16 protein-coding genes and 1 tRNA gene are annotated in these 15,450 nt (G+C 71.8%); 9 read left to right on the forward strand and 8 right to left on the reverse strand.

From position 1 onward, the window contains the following. Positions 1-23: 23 nt before the first annotated feature. Positions 24-659 carry a uracil phosphoribosyltransferase gene (upp, locus tag EDD34_RS01060; protein WP_123812930.1) on the reverse strand — a complete coding sequence of 212 codons (636 nt, stop codon included), beginning with the start codon at positions 657-659 and terminating at the stop codon, positions 24-26. Between the two features lie 97 nt (positions 660-756). Here upp and EDD34_RS01065 point away from each other — a divergent pair, with 97 nt between their 5' ends. After that, on the forward strand, positions 757-1,221 hold the full coding sequence (locus EDD34_RS01065) for a nucleoside deaminase (protein ID WP_123816240.1): 465 nt from the start codon (positions 757-759) through the stop codon (positions 1,219-1,221). A gap of 98 nt (positions 1,222-1,319) precedes the next feature. Here EDD34_RS01065 and EDD34_RS01070 read toward each other — a convergent pair whose 3' ends face one another. Next, on the reverse strand, positions 1,320-2,342 hold the full coding sequence (locus tag EDD34_RS01070; protein ID WP_211341459.1) for a transglutaminase domain-containing protein: 1,023 nt from the start codon (positions 2,340-2,342) through the stop codon (positions 1,320-1,322). Between the two features lie 94 nt (positions 2,343-2,436). Next, the gene (locus tag EDD34_RS01075) at positions 2,437-3,333 is read right to left on the reverse strand and encodes a Sir2 family NAD-dependent protein deacetylase (protein ID WP_425462333.1); all 897 of its coding nucleotides are present in this window, start codon (positions 3,331-3,333) and stop codon (positions 2,437-2,439) included. 176 nt (positions 3,334-3,509) lie between these two features. Between EDD34_RS01075 and EDD34_RS01080 the strand changes: the two genes are divergently transcribed. Continuing rightward, positions 3,510-4,952, forward strand: coding sequence for a family 43 glycosylhydrolase (locus EDD34_RS01080; protein ID WP_123812932.1), 1,443 nt, complete (start codon positions 3,510-3,512; stop codon positions 4,950-4,952). Between the two features lie 58 nt (positions 4,953-5,010). Here EDD34_RS01080 and EDD34_RS01085 read toward each other — a convergent pair whose 3' ends face one another. Next, positions 5,011-5,484, reverse strand: a complete 474-nt coding sequence (locus EDD34_RS01085) for a carboxymuconolactone decarboxylase family protein (protein ID WP_123812933.1) — start codon at positions 5,482-5,484, stop codon at positions 5,011-5,013. 196 nt (positions 5,485-5,680) lie between these two features. Here EDD34_RS01085 and EDD34_RS01090 point away from each other — a divergent pair, with 196 nt between their 5' ends. The 6 genes from EDD34_RS01090 to EDD34_RS01115 all read left to right on the forward strand — a co-directional run bounded on the left by EDD34_RS01090 (position 5,681) and on the right by EDD34_RS01115 (position 10,102). Beyond that, positions 5,681-6,565 carry a sigma-70 family RNA polymerase sigma factor gene (locus EDD34_RS01090; RefSeq protein ID WP_123812934.1) on the forward strand — a complete coding sequence of 295 codons (885 nt, stop codon included), beginning with the start codon at positions 5,681-5,683 and terminating at the stop codon, positions 6,563-6,565. Positions 6,566-6,741: 176 nt separating this feature from the next. Then, a complete protein-coding gene (locus EDD34_RS01095; RefSeq protein WP_123812935.1) occupies positions 6,742-7,503 on the forward strand; it encodes a CHRD domain-containing protein in 762 nt (253 codons plus the stop codon). Beyond that, positions 7,500-8,240, forward strand: a complete 741-nt coding sequence (locus EDD34_RS01100) for a class F sortase (protein WP_123812936.1) — start codon at positions 7,500-7,502, stop codon at positions 8,238-8,240. The genes EDD34_RS01095 and EDD34_RS01100 overlap by 4 nt, the downstream gene beginning before the upstream one ends. A 173-nt stretch (positions 8,241-8,413) precedes the next feature. Beyond that, complete coding sequence (gene mgrA, locus EDD34_RS01105) at positions 8,414-9,403, forward strand: L-glyceraldehyde 3-phosphate reductase (RefSeq protein ID WP_123812937.1); 990 nt, start codon at positions 8,414-8,416, stop codon at positions 9,401-9,403. A gap of 58 nt (positions 9,404-9,461) precedes the next feature. Next, positions 9,462-9,716, forward strand: a complete 255-nt coding sequence (locus tag EDD34_RS01110; protein ID WP_123812938.1) for a ribbon-helix-helix protein, CopG family — start codon at positions 9,462-9,464, stop codon at positions 9,714-9,716. Further along, positions 9,713-10,102 (forward strand): type II toxin-antitoxin system VapC family toxin, encoded by a 390-nt coding sequence (locus EDD34_RS01115; protein ID WP_170176925.1) that lies wholly within the window; start codon positions 9,713-9,715, stop codon positions 10,100-10,102. Before EDD34_RS01110 ends, EDD34_RS01115 begins: the two co-directional genes overlap by 4 nt. Positions 10,103-10,227: 125 nt before the next feature. On the opposite strand, the gene EDD34_RS01120 is transcribed toward EDD34_RS01115, so the two are convergent. Continuing rightward, positions 10,228-10,315 (reverse strand) — tRNA-Ser (locus EDD34_RS01120). A 140-nt stretch (positions 10,316-10,455) separates the two neighbouring features. Between EDD34_RS01120 and EDD34_RS01125 the strand changes: the two genes are divergently transcribed. Continuing rightward, positions 10,456-11,880 (forward strand): glycoside hydrolase family 43 protein, encoded by a 1,425-nt coding sequence (locus tag EDD34_RS01125; protein WP_123812940.1) that lies wholly within the window; start codon positions 10,456-10,458, stop codon positions 11,878-11,880. Between the two features lie 301 nt (positions 11,881-12,181). Here EDD34_RS01125 and EDD34_RS01130 read toward each other — a convergent pair whose 3' ends face one another. From EDD34_RS01130 to EDD34_RS01140, 3 genes are read right to left on the reverse strand one after another with little or no spacing between them, the layout of a single operon-like run. Beyond that, positions 12,182-13,054: a GDSL-type esterase/lipase family protein gene (locus EDD34_RS01130; protein ID WP_123812941.1), complete on the reverse strand. Its 873-nt coding sequence runs from the start codon at positions 13,052-13,054 to the stop codon at positions 12,182-12,184. Next, entirely contained in the window at positions 13,051-14,286 is a 1,236-nt protein-coding gene (locus EDD34_RS01135) for a glycosyltransferase (RefSeq protein WP_170176926.1), read from the reverse strand. Before EDD34_RS01135 ends, EDD34_RS01130 begins: the two co-directional genes overlap by 4 nt. Positions 14,287-14,288: 2 nt before the next feature. Next, positions 14,289-15,428, reverse strand: a complete 1,140-nt coding sequence (locus EDD34_RS01140) for a glycosyltransferase family 4 protein (RefSeq protein ID WP_123812942.1) — start codon at positions 15,426-15,428, stop codon at positions 14,289-14,291. Positions 15,429-15,450: the final 22 nt, after the last annotated feature.

The raw sequence follows: 15,450 nt of genomic DNA on the forward strand, positions 1-15,450 counted from the left end.
GGCCGGAGCCGGGGCCGGGTTGCTCAGACCACGCCGTACAGCCGGTCACCCGCGTCGCCGAGGCCGGGCACGATGTAGGCCTTCTCGTTGAGGCGCTCGTCCACGGCCGCGACGACGATCTCCACGTCGACCCGCCCGCCCGCGTGCTTCTCGACGAGCTCGAGCCCCTCGGGCGCCGCGAGCAGGCAGACCGCGGTCACCTCGCGCGCGCCGCGCTCGAAGACGTAGTCGATCGCCGCGACCAGCGTGCCGCCCGTGGCGAGCATCGGGTCGAGCAGGAACACATGACGCCCGGTGAGGTCGTCGGGCAGGCGGTTGGCGTACGTGACGGCCTTCAGGGTCTCCTCGTCGCGCATCATCCCGAGGAACCCCACCTCCGCCGTCGGGAGCAGGCGGGTCATGCCGTCGAGCATGCCGAGGCCGGCGCGCAGGATCGGCACCACGAGCGGCGCGGGGGAGGCCAGCGTGGTGCCGGTCATCGACGTGACCGGGGTGCGGATCTCCTTGGGCACGGTGGCGATGCCACGGGTGGCCTCGTACGCGAGCAGGGTGACGAGCTCGTCGACCAGGAGGCGGAACGTGGCGGACGGCGTGGTCTCGTCCCGCAGGGTGGTGAGCTTGTGGTCCACCAGCGGGTGATCGGCAACGTGCAGGCGCATGAAGCCACCGTACCGGCCGGCGAATAGGCTGGGCCGCATGACCGACGGCTTTCCGGGTGTGACGCTCGCCGAGCGGACCGCGGCGTGGGAGACCGCCATGGACGCGGCGCTCGCAGAGGCCGCCGAGGCGCTCGGGTCCGACGACGTCCCCGTGGGCGCGGTGGTGCTCGACGAGGCCGGGCGCACGATCGCCGTCGGGCACAACGAGCGCGAGGCGGGTGGCGACCCGACGGCGCACGCCGAGGTCCAGGCCCTGCGGGCCGCCGCGGCGGCGCGGGGCGAGTGGCGGCTGGAGGGCTGCACGCTCGTCGTCACGCTCGAACCCTGCGTGATGTGCGCGGGGGCGCTCCTGCTGGCCCGGGTGTCACGCCTGGTCCTGGGGGCGTGGGATCCCAAGGCCGGGGCGACGGGCTCGGTGTGGGACCTCGTGCGCGACCGCCGCGCCCATCACGAGATCGAGGTGATCGGCGGCATCCGCGAGGAGCGGTGCGGCGCCCTCCTCCGCGACTTCTTCGATGCCCGCCGGCCGCGCCGAGTCTCCACGCGACCACGTCATTCCTGATCGACCACGTCATTTCGAGGGGTGGGAGCGTGACCACCCCCTCGAAAGGGCGTGGTCGCGCGTGGGTGCCACGGGGGTGGGGGCACGGGGGTGGGGTGTCAGGTTGAGCTGGAGGGCTGCCACGTTGTGGTGCGGGTGGCCAGGTCGGTGATGCCGCCGCGGTGCGACGGGGAGTACGTGCCGACGTGCGTTCCCGGGTGCAGGCGAGGGTCTCCCTCGTAGAGTTCGGCGAGTTCCTCGGCGGCGACGCCGTCCCCGGCGTCCGCGGCGATCAGGAGATGGGCGAGCTCGTCGGCGAGGGCGTCGAACTCCTCGGACGACACGTCGAGGCCCGGCATGCCCGCCGCCGCGGCGGCCCGTCTGCCGGCTTCCGCCTGCGGGGTGTCGTCGGACAGTGCCCCGAGGACCGGCCCCCAGACGTCCCACAGCAGCAGCTCGTCACGGTGCCGGTGGGCGACCTCCAGCAGCACGTAGCGCCGCACGAAGTCCCGGCCGGAGAGCTCCGGCACCCCCGCCACCCCGAACTTCGCCGGGTCGGCCGCACCGGCCCGGATCGCGAGCCAGGCCTGCGCCGCGGTGACGAACGGCTGGTCCAGGCCCGACGCCGGGTCACGGGTGACGGTGACGGGCATGTCGTAGGGATCGAAGTCCCACTCGTCGCCGGGAGCGAGCTCCGGGTCCCAGCGCACCCAGCGGGCACCGTCCCAGTGCTCGACCACCACGTGATCCGCGCCGAACCCGGGCTCGAGGTACCGGGCGAAGCCGATCCGTGACCGGGCGGGCACGCCGTGACCCCGCAGGACGCCGAGCGAGAACAGTGTGTGGTCGCGGCAGCAGCCGGCGACCTGGAGCGCGGGTCCGCGCGGGGCGTCCAGCGGGCCGTCGGCACGTTCGGTCGCGGCGTCGAGGGTGGACGAGAGCCAGCGCCGGTCGATGTCGTCCCACTGGTCCTGGGTGGGCCCGCCGGGCAGCTCCGGGTCCCGGTAGTGCACCACGGTCGCGCACGCGGCCGTGTGCACGGCGGAGGGCTCGGGCGGGATGGCGGTCAGCAGGTCGGTGTGCGGCGCGGGGTCGCTGTACGGGCTGTGGGTCGCCCAGTCGCCGAGGCTCGGAGCAGGCACGTCGTCGTCCCTTCCAGGTTGCGGTGCGACGACGGTAGCAAGATTCCGATTTGACGCGCCAGTGACTTGATCGGACAAATCGACAGGCGAGGCACTACCGGGAGGAGGGGCGGGCATTCGGGAGACGCGCGGCGAGGGCGGGCAGTACCACGCTCGTCCCGCCGTCGACCTTGACCGTGGCGTGCGCGTCGCCGCGCGTGACGCCGCGATTGACGATGACCACGGGTTTGCCGTCCCTCGCCGCCCGCTTCACGAATCGCAGACCGCTCATCACGGTCAGCGACGATCCGGCGACGAGCAGGGCGTCGGCGTCGTCCACCATCGCGTACGCCGCTTCGACGCGGGCTCGTGGCACGTTCTCGCCGAAGTAGACGATCTCGGGCTTGAGCACGCCGCCGCAGGAGTCGCACGGTGCGGGCCTGAAGTGGGAGGTGGTGGAGACGACGGCGTCCGCGTCGGGGGCGATCTCGATGTCACCCACCGTGCCGATCGACTCCGCGAACCCCGGGTTGAGCGCGTCCAGACGCTCCGCGAGACGGGCGCGCGACACCACCTGCGAACAGGCCAGGCAGATCACTCGGTCGTAGCGTCCGTGCAGGTCGATCACGTCGCGGGACCCTGCCTCCTGATGCAGGAGATCCACGTTCTGGGTGATGGTCCCGGCCAGGACGCCGCGCTCCTCGAGCCGCACGAGCGCGCGGTGTCCCGCGTTCGGTTCGGTGCGGTGCATGTGCCGCCAGCCCACGTGGTTGCGGGCCCAGTAGTGCCGGCGGAAGGCTTCGTCGCCGATGAACTGCTGGTAGGTCATGGGGTTCCGCGGGGGTGAGCCGGGCCCGCGGTAGTCGGGAATGCCGGAGTCCGTGGAGATCCCCGCGCCGGTCAGGGCGACGAACCGAGCCCCGCTGAGCACGCGGACGGCGTCGTCCACGGTTGTCAGGGGGACGACGACTGGCTCGGGCTGCCAGGTGGTGGGACGCGAGACGGGCTGCACGTGGACGAGCCTACTGAGGGGTCGCGTGGCGGGGTAGCGCCGCTGCTCAGAGGGCTGCCGACGGCGGCACGGATGTCGGGGTCCGAGGAGCGGGGGTCTTGACGAGAGGTTCTACATCGATGAAAACTGGCTCGTGGCGCCCGGCCGGGTGCCGAAACCTCAAGGAGGAGGTCTGTATGGAACCGACACGGGTTCTCGCACGGCGAGGTCCCCGGGCGGCGCTGACCCTGTTCGCCGCCCTGGCTCTCGCCCTCACGTGTCTCGTGGTCCCGTCGGCCGGACCGGCGTCGGCCGCCACCATCGACACCGGCGCCTGGTACGTCCTGGTCAACCAGCACAGCGGCAAGGCGATGGAGATCGGAGGAGGCTCGTCCGCCGAGGGCGCGGAGCTCACCCAGTTCACGCGCAACGACACCTGCGCCCAGCAGTGGCGATTCCTCGACTCGGGCGGCGGCTACTACCGCCTGATGAACCGCTGCAGCGGCCTCGTGGCCGAGATCTACGAACACTCGGTCGACAACGGGGCGAGCGTCGTCCAGTGGTCCGACCTCGGCAACGCCAACCAGGAGTTCAGCGTCCAGGACGTGTCCGGCAACATCCAGCTCGTCAACCGCAACAGCGGCAAGGCACTCGACCTGTGGGAGTGGTCCACCGCCGACGGTGCCCGCGTCTCGCAGTACGACGACACGAACGCGGCCAACCAGCAGTGGCGGATGGTCGCGGTGGACAGCGTCGCCGCCGCGTACCCCGGCCCCGGGCCCGTCACCGGCGACACGTTCGCCCACGACCCGGAGGTCCTGAAGAAGCCTGACGGCGAGTACCTGCTGGCCTTCACGGCCAACGGCGTCGGGCTGAAGACCTCCAGCGACCGGACGAACTGGACCGACGTCGGTGCCGCGTTCCCCGGCGGCACCCCGTGGGCCGACGAGTACACCGGCGGCGAGCGCAACCTGTGGGCGCCGGAGCTCAAGTACGCCAACGGGCAGTACTACCTCTGGTACTCGGCGTCGTCGTTCGGTGAGAACAGGTCGGCGATCTTCCTCGCGACGAGCCCCACGGGCGCGTCGGGGACGTGGACCAACCGCGGCGTCGTCGTCGAGTCCGGCACCGGCGACGACTTCAACGCCATCGACCCCGCCGTCACCGAGGACCAGAACGGCGACTGGTGGATGAGCTTCGGTTCGTTCTGGTCGGGGATCAAGCTGATCCGGCTCGACTCCTCGACGGGCATGCGGTCGGGGTCGGAGTTCCACAGCATCGCGAGCCGCGGCGGCGGCGCGATCGAGGCGCCGACCATCCACCACCGGGACGGCTACTACTACCTGTTCGTGTCGTTCGACCGGTGCTGCCAGGGCGCCGACTCGACCTACCGCGTGATGGCGGGTCGTTCGACGTCGATCACCGGGCCGTACGTGGACCGTGCCGGGACACCGATGATGAACGGCGGGGGAACCGAGATCCTCGCGAGTCATGGCTCGGTGCACGGCCCGGGGCACCAGACGGTGCTCGCGGACAGCGATGGGGACGCGCTCTTCTACCACTACTACCGGGACGACGGCGTGGCGCAGCTCGGCATCAACCTGCTGCGGTACGACGGCGGGTGGCCGGTCGTGTACTGAGCGGGTGCTCCGGGCCCCGGGAGTGCTCCCGGGGTCGCGGAGGCCGTCCCGTCTCTGGTCAGGCGAACTGGCCCGGCTGGTAGGTGCCGGCCGGCGTGCCGACGAGGACGTTGAGCCGGTTGTAGGCGTTGATGACCGCGATGAGGGCGATGAGCCCGACGAGTTCGTCGTCGGAGAACTGCTTGCGGGCGGACTCCCACACGTCGTCGTCGACGCCGGTCCGGGCGTCGGCGATGCGGGTGCCCTCCTCCGTCAGGGCCAGCGCGGCGCGCTCGGCGTCGGTGAAGACGGTGGCCTCGTGCCAGGCGGCGACCAGGTTGAGGCGGATCGGGTCCTCCTGGGCGTGGACGGCGTCCTTGTAGTGCATGTCCGTGCAGAAGCCGCAGCCGTTGATCTGGCTCGCCCGCAGGAGCACCAGGTTCGGGATCTCGGCGGGCAGGCCGGCGGACTCGGCTGCCTTGGCGGCGGAGCTGAGGTGCTTGATGATCTTCGCGGCGAGAGGGCTGGTGGAGTAGTCGAAGCGCGGTTCCATGGTGGTGTCCTTCGTTCTCGTGGTTCGTGGTCTCGCCGGGATGACGCCTGGCGCGCCGAGAACGTGACCGGGTGTGTCCGGCCTCACATCCCGGCGTCGAGGGCTGGCGCGGTCACAATCGCGGGCGGTCGTTCGTCATGGGTGCGGCCGGGGAAACCGGCGGCACGTCCGGGCGGTACCGAGAGAAGGAGAAGTCATGGAGGACAGGGTCAAGGACGAGGACCGTCTGCTCGCCTGCCGTTTCGAGGAGGAACGCCCGCGCCTGGTGGCGGTCGCCTACCGGATGCTCGGCTCGACCGCCGAGGCCGAGGACGCCGTGCAGGAGGCCTGGCTCCGGCTGGCCGCCGCCGGATCCGGCGAGATCCGGAACCTGGGCGGCTGGCTGACCACCGTGGTGGGGCGCGTGTGCCTCGATGAACTGCGGTCGCGCAGGTCCAAGCGTGAGCGGGCGCTGCCCGAGGTGGCGGGCGACGTCCCTGCCCCGCCCGACGCGGCCGACCCCGAGGCGGCCGCGCTGCTGGCCGATTCCGTGGGCCTGGCCCTCCTGGTGATCCTGGAGACCCTCGATCCGGCCGAGCGGCTGGCCTTCGTGCTCCACGACCTGTTCGGCGTTCCCTTCGACCAGCTCGCCGGCATCGTGGACCGCTCACCGGCCGCCGCACGGCAGCTCGCCAGCCGTGCCCGCCGCCGGGTGCGCGGGAACCCCGAGCCGCCGAGCGGTGAGATCGCCGCGCGGCGCGGCGTGGCCGAGGCGTTCGCCGCGGCTGCCCGCGAGGGCGATTTCGAGGCCTTGGTGACGCTTCTCGATCCCGACATCACCCTTCGTACGCACGGCGGCGACATCGACCTCATCGTCCGCGGTGCCGCCACCGTCGCCGGCCGCGCGATCACCTTCTCGTCCATGGCGCGGAGCGGGCACCTGGTCCGGGTGGGCGACAAGATCGGCGCCATCGGCGGCGCCGCCGGAGGGTCCCCCAGCGTCATGGTCTTCACCATCGAGGACGAGCGGATCACCGCGCTGGACACGTTCACCGATCCCGACCTGATCCGTGGGTTGGATCTCATGCTGCTCGGCATCTGACGGGAGCGGCGGGCGCGTGAAGCCTCTCAGGCCCGACTGCGGCGGGCCCGAACGCGCCTGCTCGCCCACGTGAGGCGGGACTTTCGGATGCGGACCCATCCGGATCGGTCGCTGCTCCGAACCTCCGATGCCCTACTCAGGCGGCACCTTGCCGCCGGTCTACAGGAGGACACGTCATGCGCAAGACACGACTCGCCATCATCGCCACCACCGCGACCCTCGTCGGCCTGCCCCTGGCAGTGGGGCCTGCCGTCGCCGACGACCACAGCGGCCACGAGCTCACCGCCGAACTCACCCAGCTCAACGACTCGGGTGCCTCCGGAACGGCGTGGGCCATGGTCGACGGCACGCAGGTCGAGATCAAGCTCGAGACCCAGGGCCTGCTCGCGGGCGCACCGCACGCTCAGCACATCCACATCGGCGGGCAGAACGTCTGCCCGTCGAACGACCAGGAGGGCAGCGGCTTCGAGGGTGCCCTGCAGGTCAGCGACGCCGCCGACCAGTACGGCGCCGTCGCGGTGTCGCTGACGAACGAGCCCGGCAAGACCGGGCCCGACGCCGCGCTCGACGTCGAGAACTTCCCCGCCGACGCCAGCAACACCTACTCGCGGACCATCACGGTCTCCGAGGAGGTGGCTCAGCAGATCGCCGCCGGTGACGGCGTCGTCGTCGTGCACGGTGTCGACCACGACGGTTCGGGCACGTACGACGGCGACACGAAGTCCGACCTCGACCCGAGCCTGCCGTCCGAGGCGACCGACCCGGCTGCCTGCGGCGAGCTGAACGTGGCGCAGATGAGCATGCCGGAGGGTGGCGTCGAGACCGGCGGTGCCTCCACGGCCGGCATCGAGTACCCGGCCGCCTTCGCCCTCGGCACCCTGGCCATGGGCCTCGGCGCCTTCGGCCTGATCGCCGCCCGGCGTCGCGCCACCAAGTGACCACGGGGTCGGCGAAGGACGGTGCACGCCGCCACCGCACATCGGTGGTGGCGGCGTGCGCCGCGCTGTTCGTCATCGGCGGAGGTGCCGTGGTCTGGGCGGCCAACCAGCAGGTCGGTCCGCCACCGGCACCGCCCGTGGCCGCCGGCGTGGCCGAGCGGGAACCTCCCGCACCGAGCACGTCGCCGGGGGAGGTGACCGCCCCCTCGCCGTCGTCGTCCTCAGGAGCCTCGGCAGCCGCTCCGGAGGCGTCCGACGAGCCTGCGGTGCGGCCGATGCCCGCCTCGCGGCCCACCGCCGTACGCATCCCGAGCATCGGCGTCGAGTCGCCCGTCCACGGCCTCGGCCTGGACGCGGACGGCAGGCTCCAGGTCCCCTCGGGGGAGCGCTACGACGAGGTCGCGTGGTACGACGGGTCGCCCACGCCCGGCGAGGTCGGTCCCGCCGTACTCGAGGGGCACGTCACCGGGAGCGGCTACGCGCCGTCGGTCTTCTTCGAACTGGGGAACACGCGCGAGGGTGACCGCATCGAGGTGGACCGGGCCGACGGCAGCACCGCGATCTTCGAGGTGACCGAGATCAAGAGCGCCCCCAAGGCCGAATTCCCGCGGATCGACGTCTACGGCGCGACGAAGGGGCCGGAACTACGGGTCATCACCTGCGGTGGCGCCTTCGACGAGGAGTCGGGGCGTCACCTGGACAACGTGATCGTCTTCGCGGAGCTGGTGAGAGGCTGAGCGGGAGAGCGCGCGTCAGGTGTGCCGCACGACGCCGGCGGTCCCGGCGCGCGACGGCTGCGGTGACGCGGCCTCGGCGCGACGAGAGAGACGAGCATCATGGCGAAGCCCAGACCCGAGAACCCGTTCCTGCCCCGCACGGGCACCGACGCCGTCCGCCGGGAGGTCGCGGCATGACCTACCACCCCGCGGACGACCGCTACGACTCCATGCACTACCGGCGCTCCGGACGCAGCGGGCTGCAGCTTCCCGCGATCTCGCTGGGCCTGTGGCAGAACTTCGGCCACAACCGTCCGCTGGAGACCCAGCGCGACATCCTGCGCCGCGCCTTCGACCTGGGTGTCACCCATTTCGACCTGGCCAACAACTACGGCCCGCCGTACGGCGCCGCCGAGGAGAACTTCGGCCGGCATCTCGCGGCCGACCTCCGGCCCTTCCGAGACGAGCTGGTGATCTCTTCCAAGGCGGGCTACGACATGTGGCCGGGGCCCTACGGAAACTTCGGCTCGCGCAAGTACCTGGTCGCGTCCCTCGACCAGTCCTTGCGGCGGATGGGGCTGGACTACGTCGACGTCTTCTACCACCACCGCCCCGACCCGGACACACCGCTCGAAGAGACCATGGCCGCGCTGGACCACATCGTGCGGTCGGGGAGGGCGCTGTACGTCGGGGTGTCGAACTACGACGCCGCGCAGGTACGCCGGGCCGCCGCGATCCTGGCAGACCTGGGCACACCACTGCTGATCAACCAGCCGTCGTACTCCATGTTCAACCGCTGGACCGAACGCGACGGCCTCCTCGACGCGCTGGAGGAGGTGGGCGCCGGCTGCATCGTCTTCAGCCCGTTGGCCCAGGGCATGCTGACCGACCGGTACCTGAAGGGGGTCCCCGCCGGCTCGCGCGCGGCCGCGCAGGAGTGGATGAAGGACCGCCTCGACGAGACCGCGCTCGCACGCATCAAGGGCCTGCACGCGATCGCCGTCGAACGCGGTCAGACGCTCGCCCAGATGGCGCTGGCCTGGGCGCTGCGCGACGAGCGCATGACGAGCGTCATCGTCGGCGCGAGCAGTGTCGCGCAGCTCGAGGACAACCTGGGCGCGCTGAGCAGCCCGGCCTTCACCGACGGCGAGCTGGCGGCGATCGACGAGTACGCGGTCGGCTGACGCGAGCTGTCGGCGGTACGCGCCGGCCTTGCGATGGCTCATGATGTAGGTTTACATCATGAGCCATCGCACGCAGATCACCCTGGAGGATGAGCAGTACGAGCGGCTGCTCGCGGAGTCGCGCGCCTCCGGACTCGGTCTGGCCGAACTGGTGCGACGCGCGATCGACCGTACCTATGGCGGGGCGGACGTCGATGCGTTCACCCAAGCGCTCGAAGCGAGCTTTGGCTCACTGGCGGACAAGGAGACGGACGGCGCCGCCTACGTCGAGACGATCCGGCCGGGACGCGGTGACAGGTTTGCCGAGTGGTGAGCGCCCAGCCGCTGGTGGTCGACACCTCGGTGTTCATCGATCACCTCCGTGGGGTGCCCGAGGCGCGTGACGCGCTGATCGGGGCGCGCCGATTCGGGCGACGAGTCACGGCGTCCGTCCTGACCCGCACCGAGCTGCTCGGTGGGATGCGCTCGCCGGAGAAGTCCAAGACCCATGCGCTCCTGGACGTCATCGACTGGATCGAGGTCGACGAGCGCGTCGCCGACGCTGCCGGGCGCTACGCGAGGACATACCGGCGCTCGCATTCGACGATCGACATCGCCGACTACGTCATTGCGGCCACGGCCGACGTCACCGGCGGCGCGCTGTGGACCTGCAACCTCAAGCACTACCCGATGTTTCCAGGGCTGAAGGCGCCGTACTGAGCCCGGGCTCCGGCCGATTCTGCCGTCCGAGAGCCGTCACCGGGGATTTGCCGGGAGTCAGGCCGAAGACTCGAGCCCCTGACCAGCGTTTCCGCTGGTCAGGGGCTCGGATCTCACTGCGGGTGCGGTAGCGGTGGGATTTGAACCCACGGTGGACTGTTAACCCACACACGCTTTCGAGGCGTGCTCCTTAGGCCGCTCGGACACGCTACCTGGCGCCCGCCTGAGCGGGCCGTAGCAGGATACCTGCTCCGACCCGCGATCGCCCAATCGATACCCCTTGACCCACCGGGTCGGCCTGGCTAGCCTCGTCGAGCAGCGATTTACAACGTTGTACATCGAGAGGAACCACCATGGCACGTCCCCGCCTCGCAGGCCGCACCGCGGCCGCACTCGCAGCCGGGCTCCTGCTGCTCGCGCCGGTAGCCCCGGCAAGCAGCGCCACCGCGGAAGGCTCCGCGGCAACGAACGCTCCCACGACCCCCGTCGCCGCTCCGGCCACCGGCGGCATCACGGTCACCGGCGACACCTCCCCGATCCACGACCCCGCCCTCGTCGTCGACGAGCGCACGGGCACCTGGTACGTCTACTCCACCGGCCTGGTCAACCGGGAGAACGGCGGCACGGTCCAGATCTGGTCCTCCCACGACGACGGCGTCACGTGGGCCTACGAGGGCACCGTCTGGGACGAGATCCCCGCGTGGATCGACGAGCACTTCTCCGACGGCGAACTCCCCGGCAGTCTCTGGGCCCCGGAGGTCCACGAGCACGACGGCACCTACTACCTCTACTACTCGGCCAGCCGCTTCGGCACCAACAACAGCGTCACGGCGCTGGCCACGAACACCACCCTGAACCCCGACGACCCCGACTACGAGTGGGTCGACCAGGGCGCCGTGATCACCTCCCCGCAGGAGATCGAGAACGGCAAGACGTTCAATGCCATCGACGCCGGTATCGTCACCGGCGCGGACGGCACCCCGTACATGGCGATCGGCTCCTACTGGTACGGCATCTTCCTGGTGGAGATCTCCTGGCCCAGCGGCAAGCCCGTGGACGGAGCCCTGCAGGACGCCGTCCACCTGGTCGACCGTTTCCAGCCGGGCAACCCGGTCGAGGCGCCCTACATCTACGAGCGCGACGGCTGGTACTACCTCTTCGTCTCCTTCGACCGGTGCTGCGCCGGCGGCGACAGCACCTACAAGGTGGCTGTCGGCCGCTCGCGTGACGTGACCGGCCCGTACCTGGACCGGGACGGCCGGGACATGTTCGGCGGCGGCGGGACGATCCTGCTGGACGCCCACGGTGCGATCGTCGGCCCGGGCGGGCAGTCCGTGGACGACGACGTCCTGGCGTTCCACTACTACGACGCGTCCAACGAGGAGATCCCCTACTTTCCGACGCTCGGCCTGCAGCGCCTCGACTGGGTGGACGGCTGGCCCGTGGTCGACACGACGGTCGACGCCGCCACCCTGACCACCGCGCCGACGGACGCGTCGGCCCGGATCGGCAGGAAGGCGTCGTTCACCGCCACGGCCGCGGGCACCCCGCGCCCGCTCGTCCTGTGGGAGGTGTCCGACGACGACGGCGCCACCTGGCGCGCACCCGAGAAGGGGCAGCCGGCGACGTCGGACGACGGCACGTCCACGTTCAGCCTCCGCGCGACGCCGGACACCGACGGCGTGCTCGTGCGCGCCACGGCGACCAACCCCCACGGCAGCGAGACGAGTGCCCCGGTCACGCTCACTGCGGCCAAACCGGGCGGTGGCAAGAGCTGACCTGGATGATCCTGACCGGCAGGAGCTGACCGCGCGGTGCCCGGCCCGCCGGGGCGAAACCGGTCTCGACTCCTGGCGGCACCGCCGCCCCCGCACGGCGGACATGCCGGGCGGAGGCGGCGGTGCCGCGGCTGCTCCCTCGGGGCTGACCCGGTCCCCGAGGAGCGGGCGTGCTGGTCCGCTACGACCAGGATCCCTTGCCGCCGTAGACGCCCACTGCCGCACCGTCGCGTCGATCTCTTCCTGGTCGAGCTTGCCCCGCATGCGGGTGGAAAGGGAAGCGAAATCGCTCGTGCGCAGGTCAGCTCCGGTGCTTGCGCGGGCCCGGCCCCTGCTCCGCGATCCCGGTGATCGACGACCCGGAGGGGAGCGCCCGCTCGGACCGGATGTCGGAGACGACGGTGCGGACCAGTCCGGGGAGGAAGTCCCCGCCGCGGCGCCAGGTCCAGGGGATGCCCTTCGCCACGAGCCACCCGGCCCGCTGCCACCGGGACGGTGGTTCCGGCGCCGCGGGCAGCCGGGCGGCCAGCGTGGCCGTCGACGGCACGGCCCCGACGTGCTGCGCCGTCCCGCCGAGCCAGACCCGCGCGACCTCCAGCGCCAGCGTCCGGTGCCCCGCCGGCGACGGATGCACCCGATCGATGTGCCAGGCCCGCGCGCCGGCGGCCGCGATGGCCTCGGTGCCGTCGACCACCGCGACGTGTCCCGGCGCCTCCCGGGCGGCCGCCGCGGCGCCGTCGACCGCGGCGTTGATCACGCCGACCCGGCGTCGCATCACCCGTCGCACGGGACGCGGCGCGAGCTCGAACAGCCCGATCACGGGCAGCCGCAAGAGGACGACGTCGCTCGCGGCGCCCGCCAGCGCACCGACCGTCCGGGCCAGGGCTCGCTCGATCTCCTCCGCGGAGAAGTCGCTGCGCAGCACGTCGTTCCCGCCCACCAGCACGGTGGCGAGCGTCGGGCGGAGGCGGAGCGCCTGGGCGAGCTGGCCGTCGGCGACGTCGCGGGCGCGCGATCCGTTGCTTGCGAGGTTCCGGAACGTGCCGGCCCGCAGCACAGCGGCCAGGTGCGCGGCCCAGCCCGCGCCGTGCCGGGCATCGGGCCCGACGGTGTCACCTACGCCGACGGTGATCGAGTCACCCAGCGCGACCGCCACCGCGGGCCCTGGGGTCATGGCCGGGAGCCGGCCGGAACCATGTCGGCGGCCGCCCGGCCGGTGAGCGCCTCCGAGTCCTCGAACGTCGGCTTGTCGTGCAGCGCCAGCATCGCCGCGCCCGTCGCGGTCCACGGGAACAGCTCCGCGCGCTCCCGCGCCGCCGCGCGCCGGGCGACGGGGTCACGGTCCAGCACGTCGTGGATCGCGAGGGCCAGCGGTGCCGGTTCGGGCGCCGCCGCCGCGCCGGCCGGGCCGACGATCTCCGGCAGGGCGCTCGTCGCGGAGCACACCACGGGAGTTCCGGAGGCCAGCGCTTCGAGCGCGGCGAGCCCGAAGGTCTCGATGGGACCCGGAGCGACGACGACGTCGGCGCAGCTCAGCAGGGTTGCCAGGCGCACGCGGTCCGGGACGAACGACAGGAACTTGTGCGGCAGCCCGGCGGCGGCGGCGCGGTCGCGCACCTTCGGCAGCAGCGGCCCGGCCCCCGCGACGACGAGGCGTACCGGGCGGCCGTCGCGCATCACCTGGGTGGCGGCGTCGACGGCGAGATCGACGCGCTTCTCCTGCGAGATCCGGCTGGCGGTCACGATCAGGGTGGTGCCCGCAGGGGCGTACTGCTCCCGGAACTCGTCGTCGTACCGGTCCGGCCGGAACATGTCGAGGTCCACGCCGAGCGGGACCCGGAAGAGTGGAGGCAGCACCGTGTTGCGCGCTCGCCGGCGCAGGCGCTCCACCTCACCGGCGGCGAACTCGGTGGTCGCGACCAGCCGGTCGAACCTCGGCAGGGTGGCGAGGTTGTAGCGGTCGGCGAACCGCGGGGCCGTCGCGGCTCCCAGCGCGGCGATGCGCCCGTCCGGGCCGTGACCGGGCACCCAGGAACGCAGCACGCCGTCGACCCGTTCGTGCAGCATGGCGAGCGACGGCACCCCTTCGCTACGCGCCCAGTCGCCGATCCCCGTCAGAGTGGTGCGGTCCGAGATCTCCAGGCGGTCCGGCTCCAGCGCCTCGAGGAGCCGGCGTACCTTGCGCGGGCGGACCACCACCCGGTAGCCGCCGGAGAACGGGGCGCGGGGCGCGGCCACCGTGATGAGGCGGACGCCGTCCACCTGCGACACGGAGTCACGGTCGCCGGGGACCAGGAGTACCGGTTCATGACCGTGCCGCAGGTACTGTCCGGCCATCGCGTGCATCGCGGTCCGGATCCCGCCGGAGCGCGGGCCGTAGAAATTCGCGATGTGAACGATGCGCACGGTCAAACCTCCGCCGACCCAGCCCTTTCATGGACCCGGATCGCGTCTTCGTAGTGGTGCACGAGCTCTTCGCAGATGTCGTGCCAGGTGCGGCTCTCGGCGCGCTCGCGGGCCGCTGCCCCGAACGCGAGCCGCTTGCGCTCGTCGCCCACGAGGTCGGCCACGTGCCGCCGCAATGCCTTGTGGTCACCTGGAGCGTACAACCATCCGTCGTGCGAGTGCCGCACGATGTCCAGCGGTCCACCGGCGGCGGGCGCCACCACGGGGACGCCGCTCGCGTGCGCCTCCTGGAGGGTCTGGCCGAAGGTCTCCAGCTCACCCGGATGCACGAACACGTCCAGGCTGGCCATGGCACGGGCCAGTTCCTGGCCGCGGAGCAAGCCGGTGAAGTGCGCTGTCGGCAGCAGGTGGTGCAGGGCCTCCCGCTCGGGGCCGTCGCCGACGACGACGAGCCGCACGTTCGGCAGGTCCTTGAGCACGCTCAGCGCCTCCACCTGCTTCTCGGCGGCGAGTCGCCCGACGTACCCGACCAGCACCTCCTTGTCGCCCCCGACCGCGCGGCGCCAGCCCTCGTCGCGGAACCGCGGGTGGAACGACGTGGTGTCCACGCCCCGCCCCCACAGCCGCATGTTCGGGATGCCGTGGGCCGCGAGCTGCCGCATGGTCGCGGTGGAGGGCACGAGGTTGAGCGTCGCCTTCTCGTGCAGGTCCTTGACCCGCTTCCACAGCAGTGGCTCGAAGTGGCCCAGCCCGTAGCGGGACGCGTAGCCCGGCACCTCGGTCTGGTACACGGCGACGGTCGGCAGGCCCATCCGCTCGGCCGCGAGCATGCCCCGCCAGCCGAGGATGAACGGAGAGGCCAGGTGGACGACGTCGGGTTCGAACGCCGCGAGCGTGCGCTCGGTACGCCACTTCTTGCCGACCACGACGCGGACGTCGGGGTAGCCGGGGAAGCCGATGGAACCGAGCTCGACGACGGGCGCCCCGCTGACGAAGGGCGGTACGGCGCCGCTGTCGGCGTCGGGAGCGAGCACCATGGCCTCGTCGCCGCGCTGCTCGAGGTGCTCGAGTACCCGCAGGACGGAGTTGGTGACCCCGTTGACCTGCGGGAGAAACGACTCTGTGACGATCGCTACGCGCACGGTAGACACTCGACCATCACTC

Source organism: Myceligenerans xiligouense (assembly GCF_003814695.1).
Lineage (GTDB): Bacteria > Actinomycetota > Actinomycetes > Actinomycetales > Cellulomonadaceae > Myceligenerans > Myceligenerans xiligouense.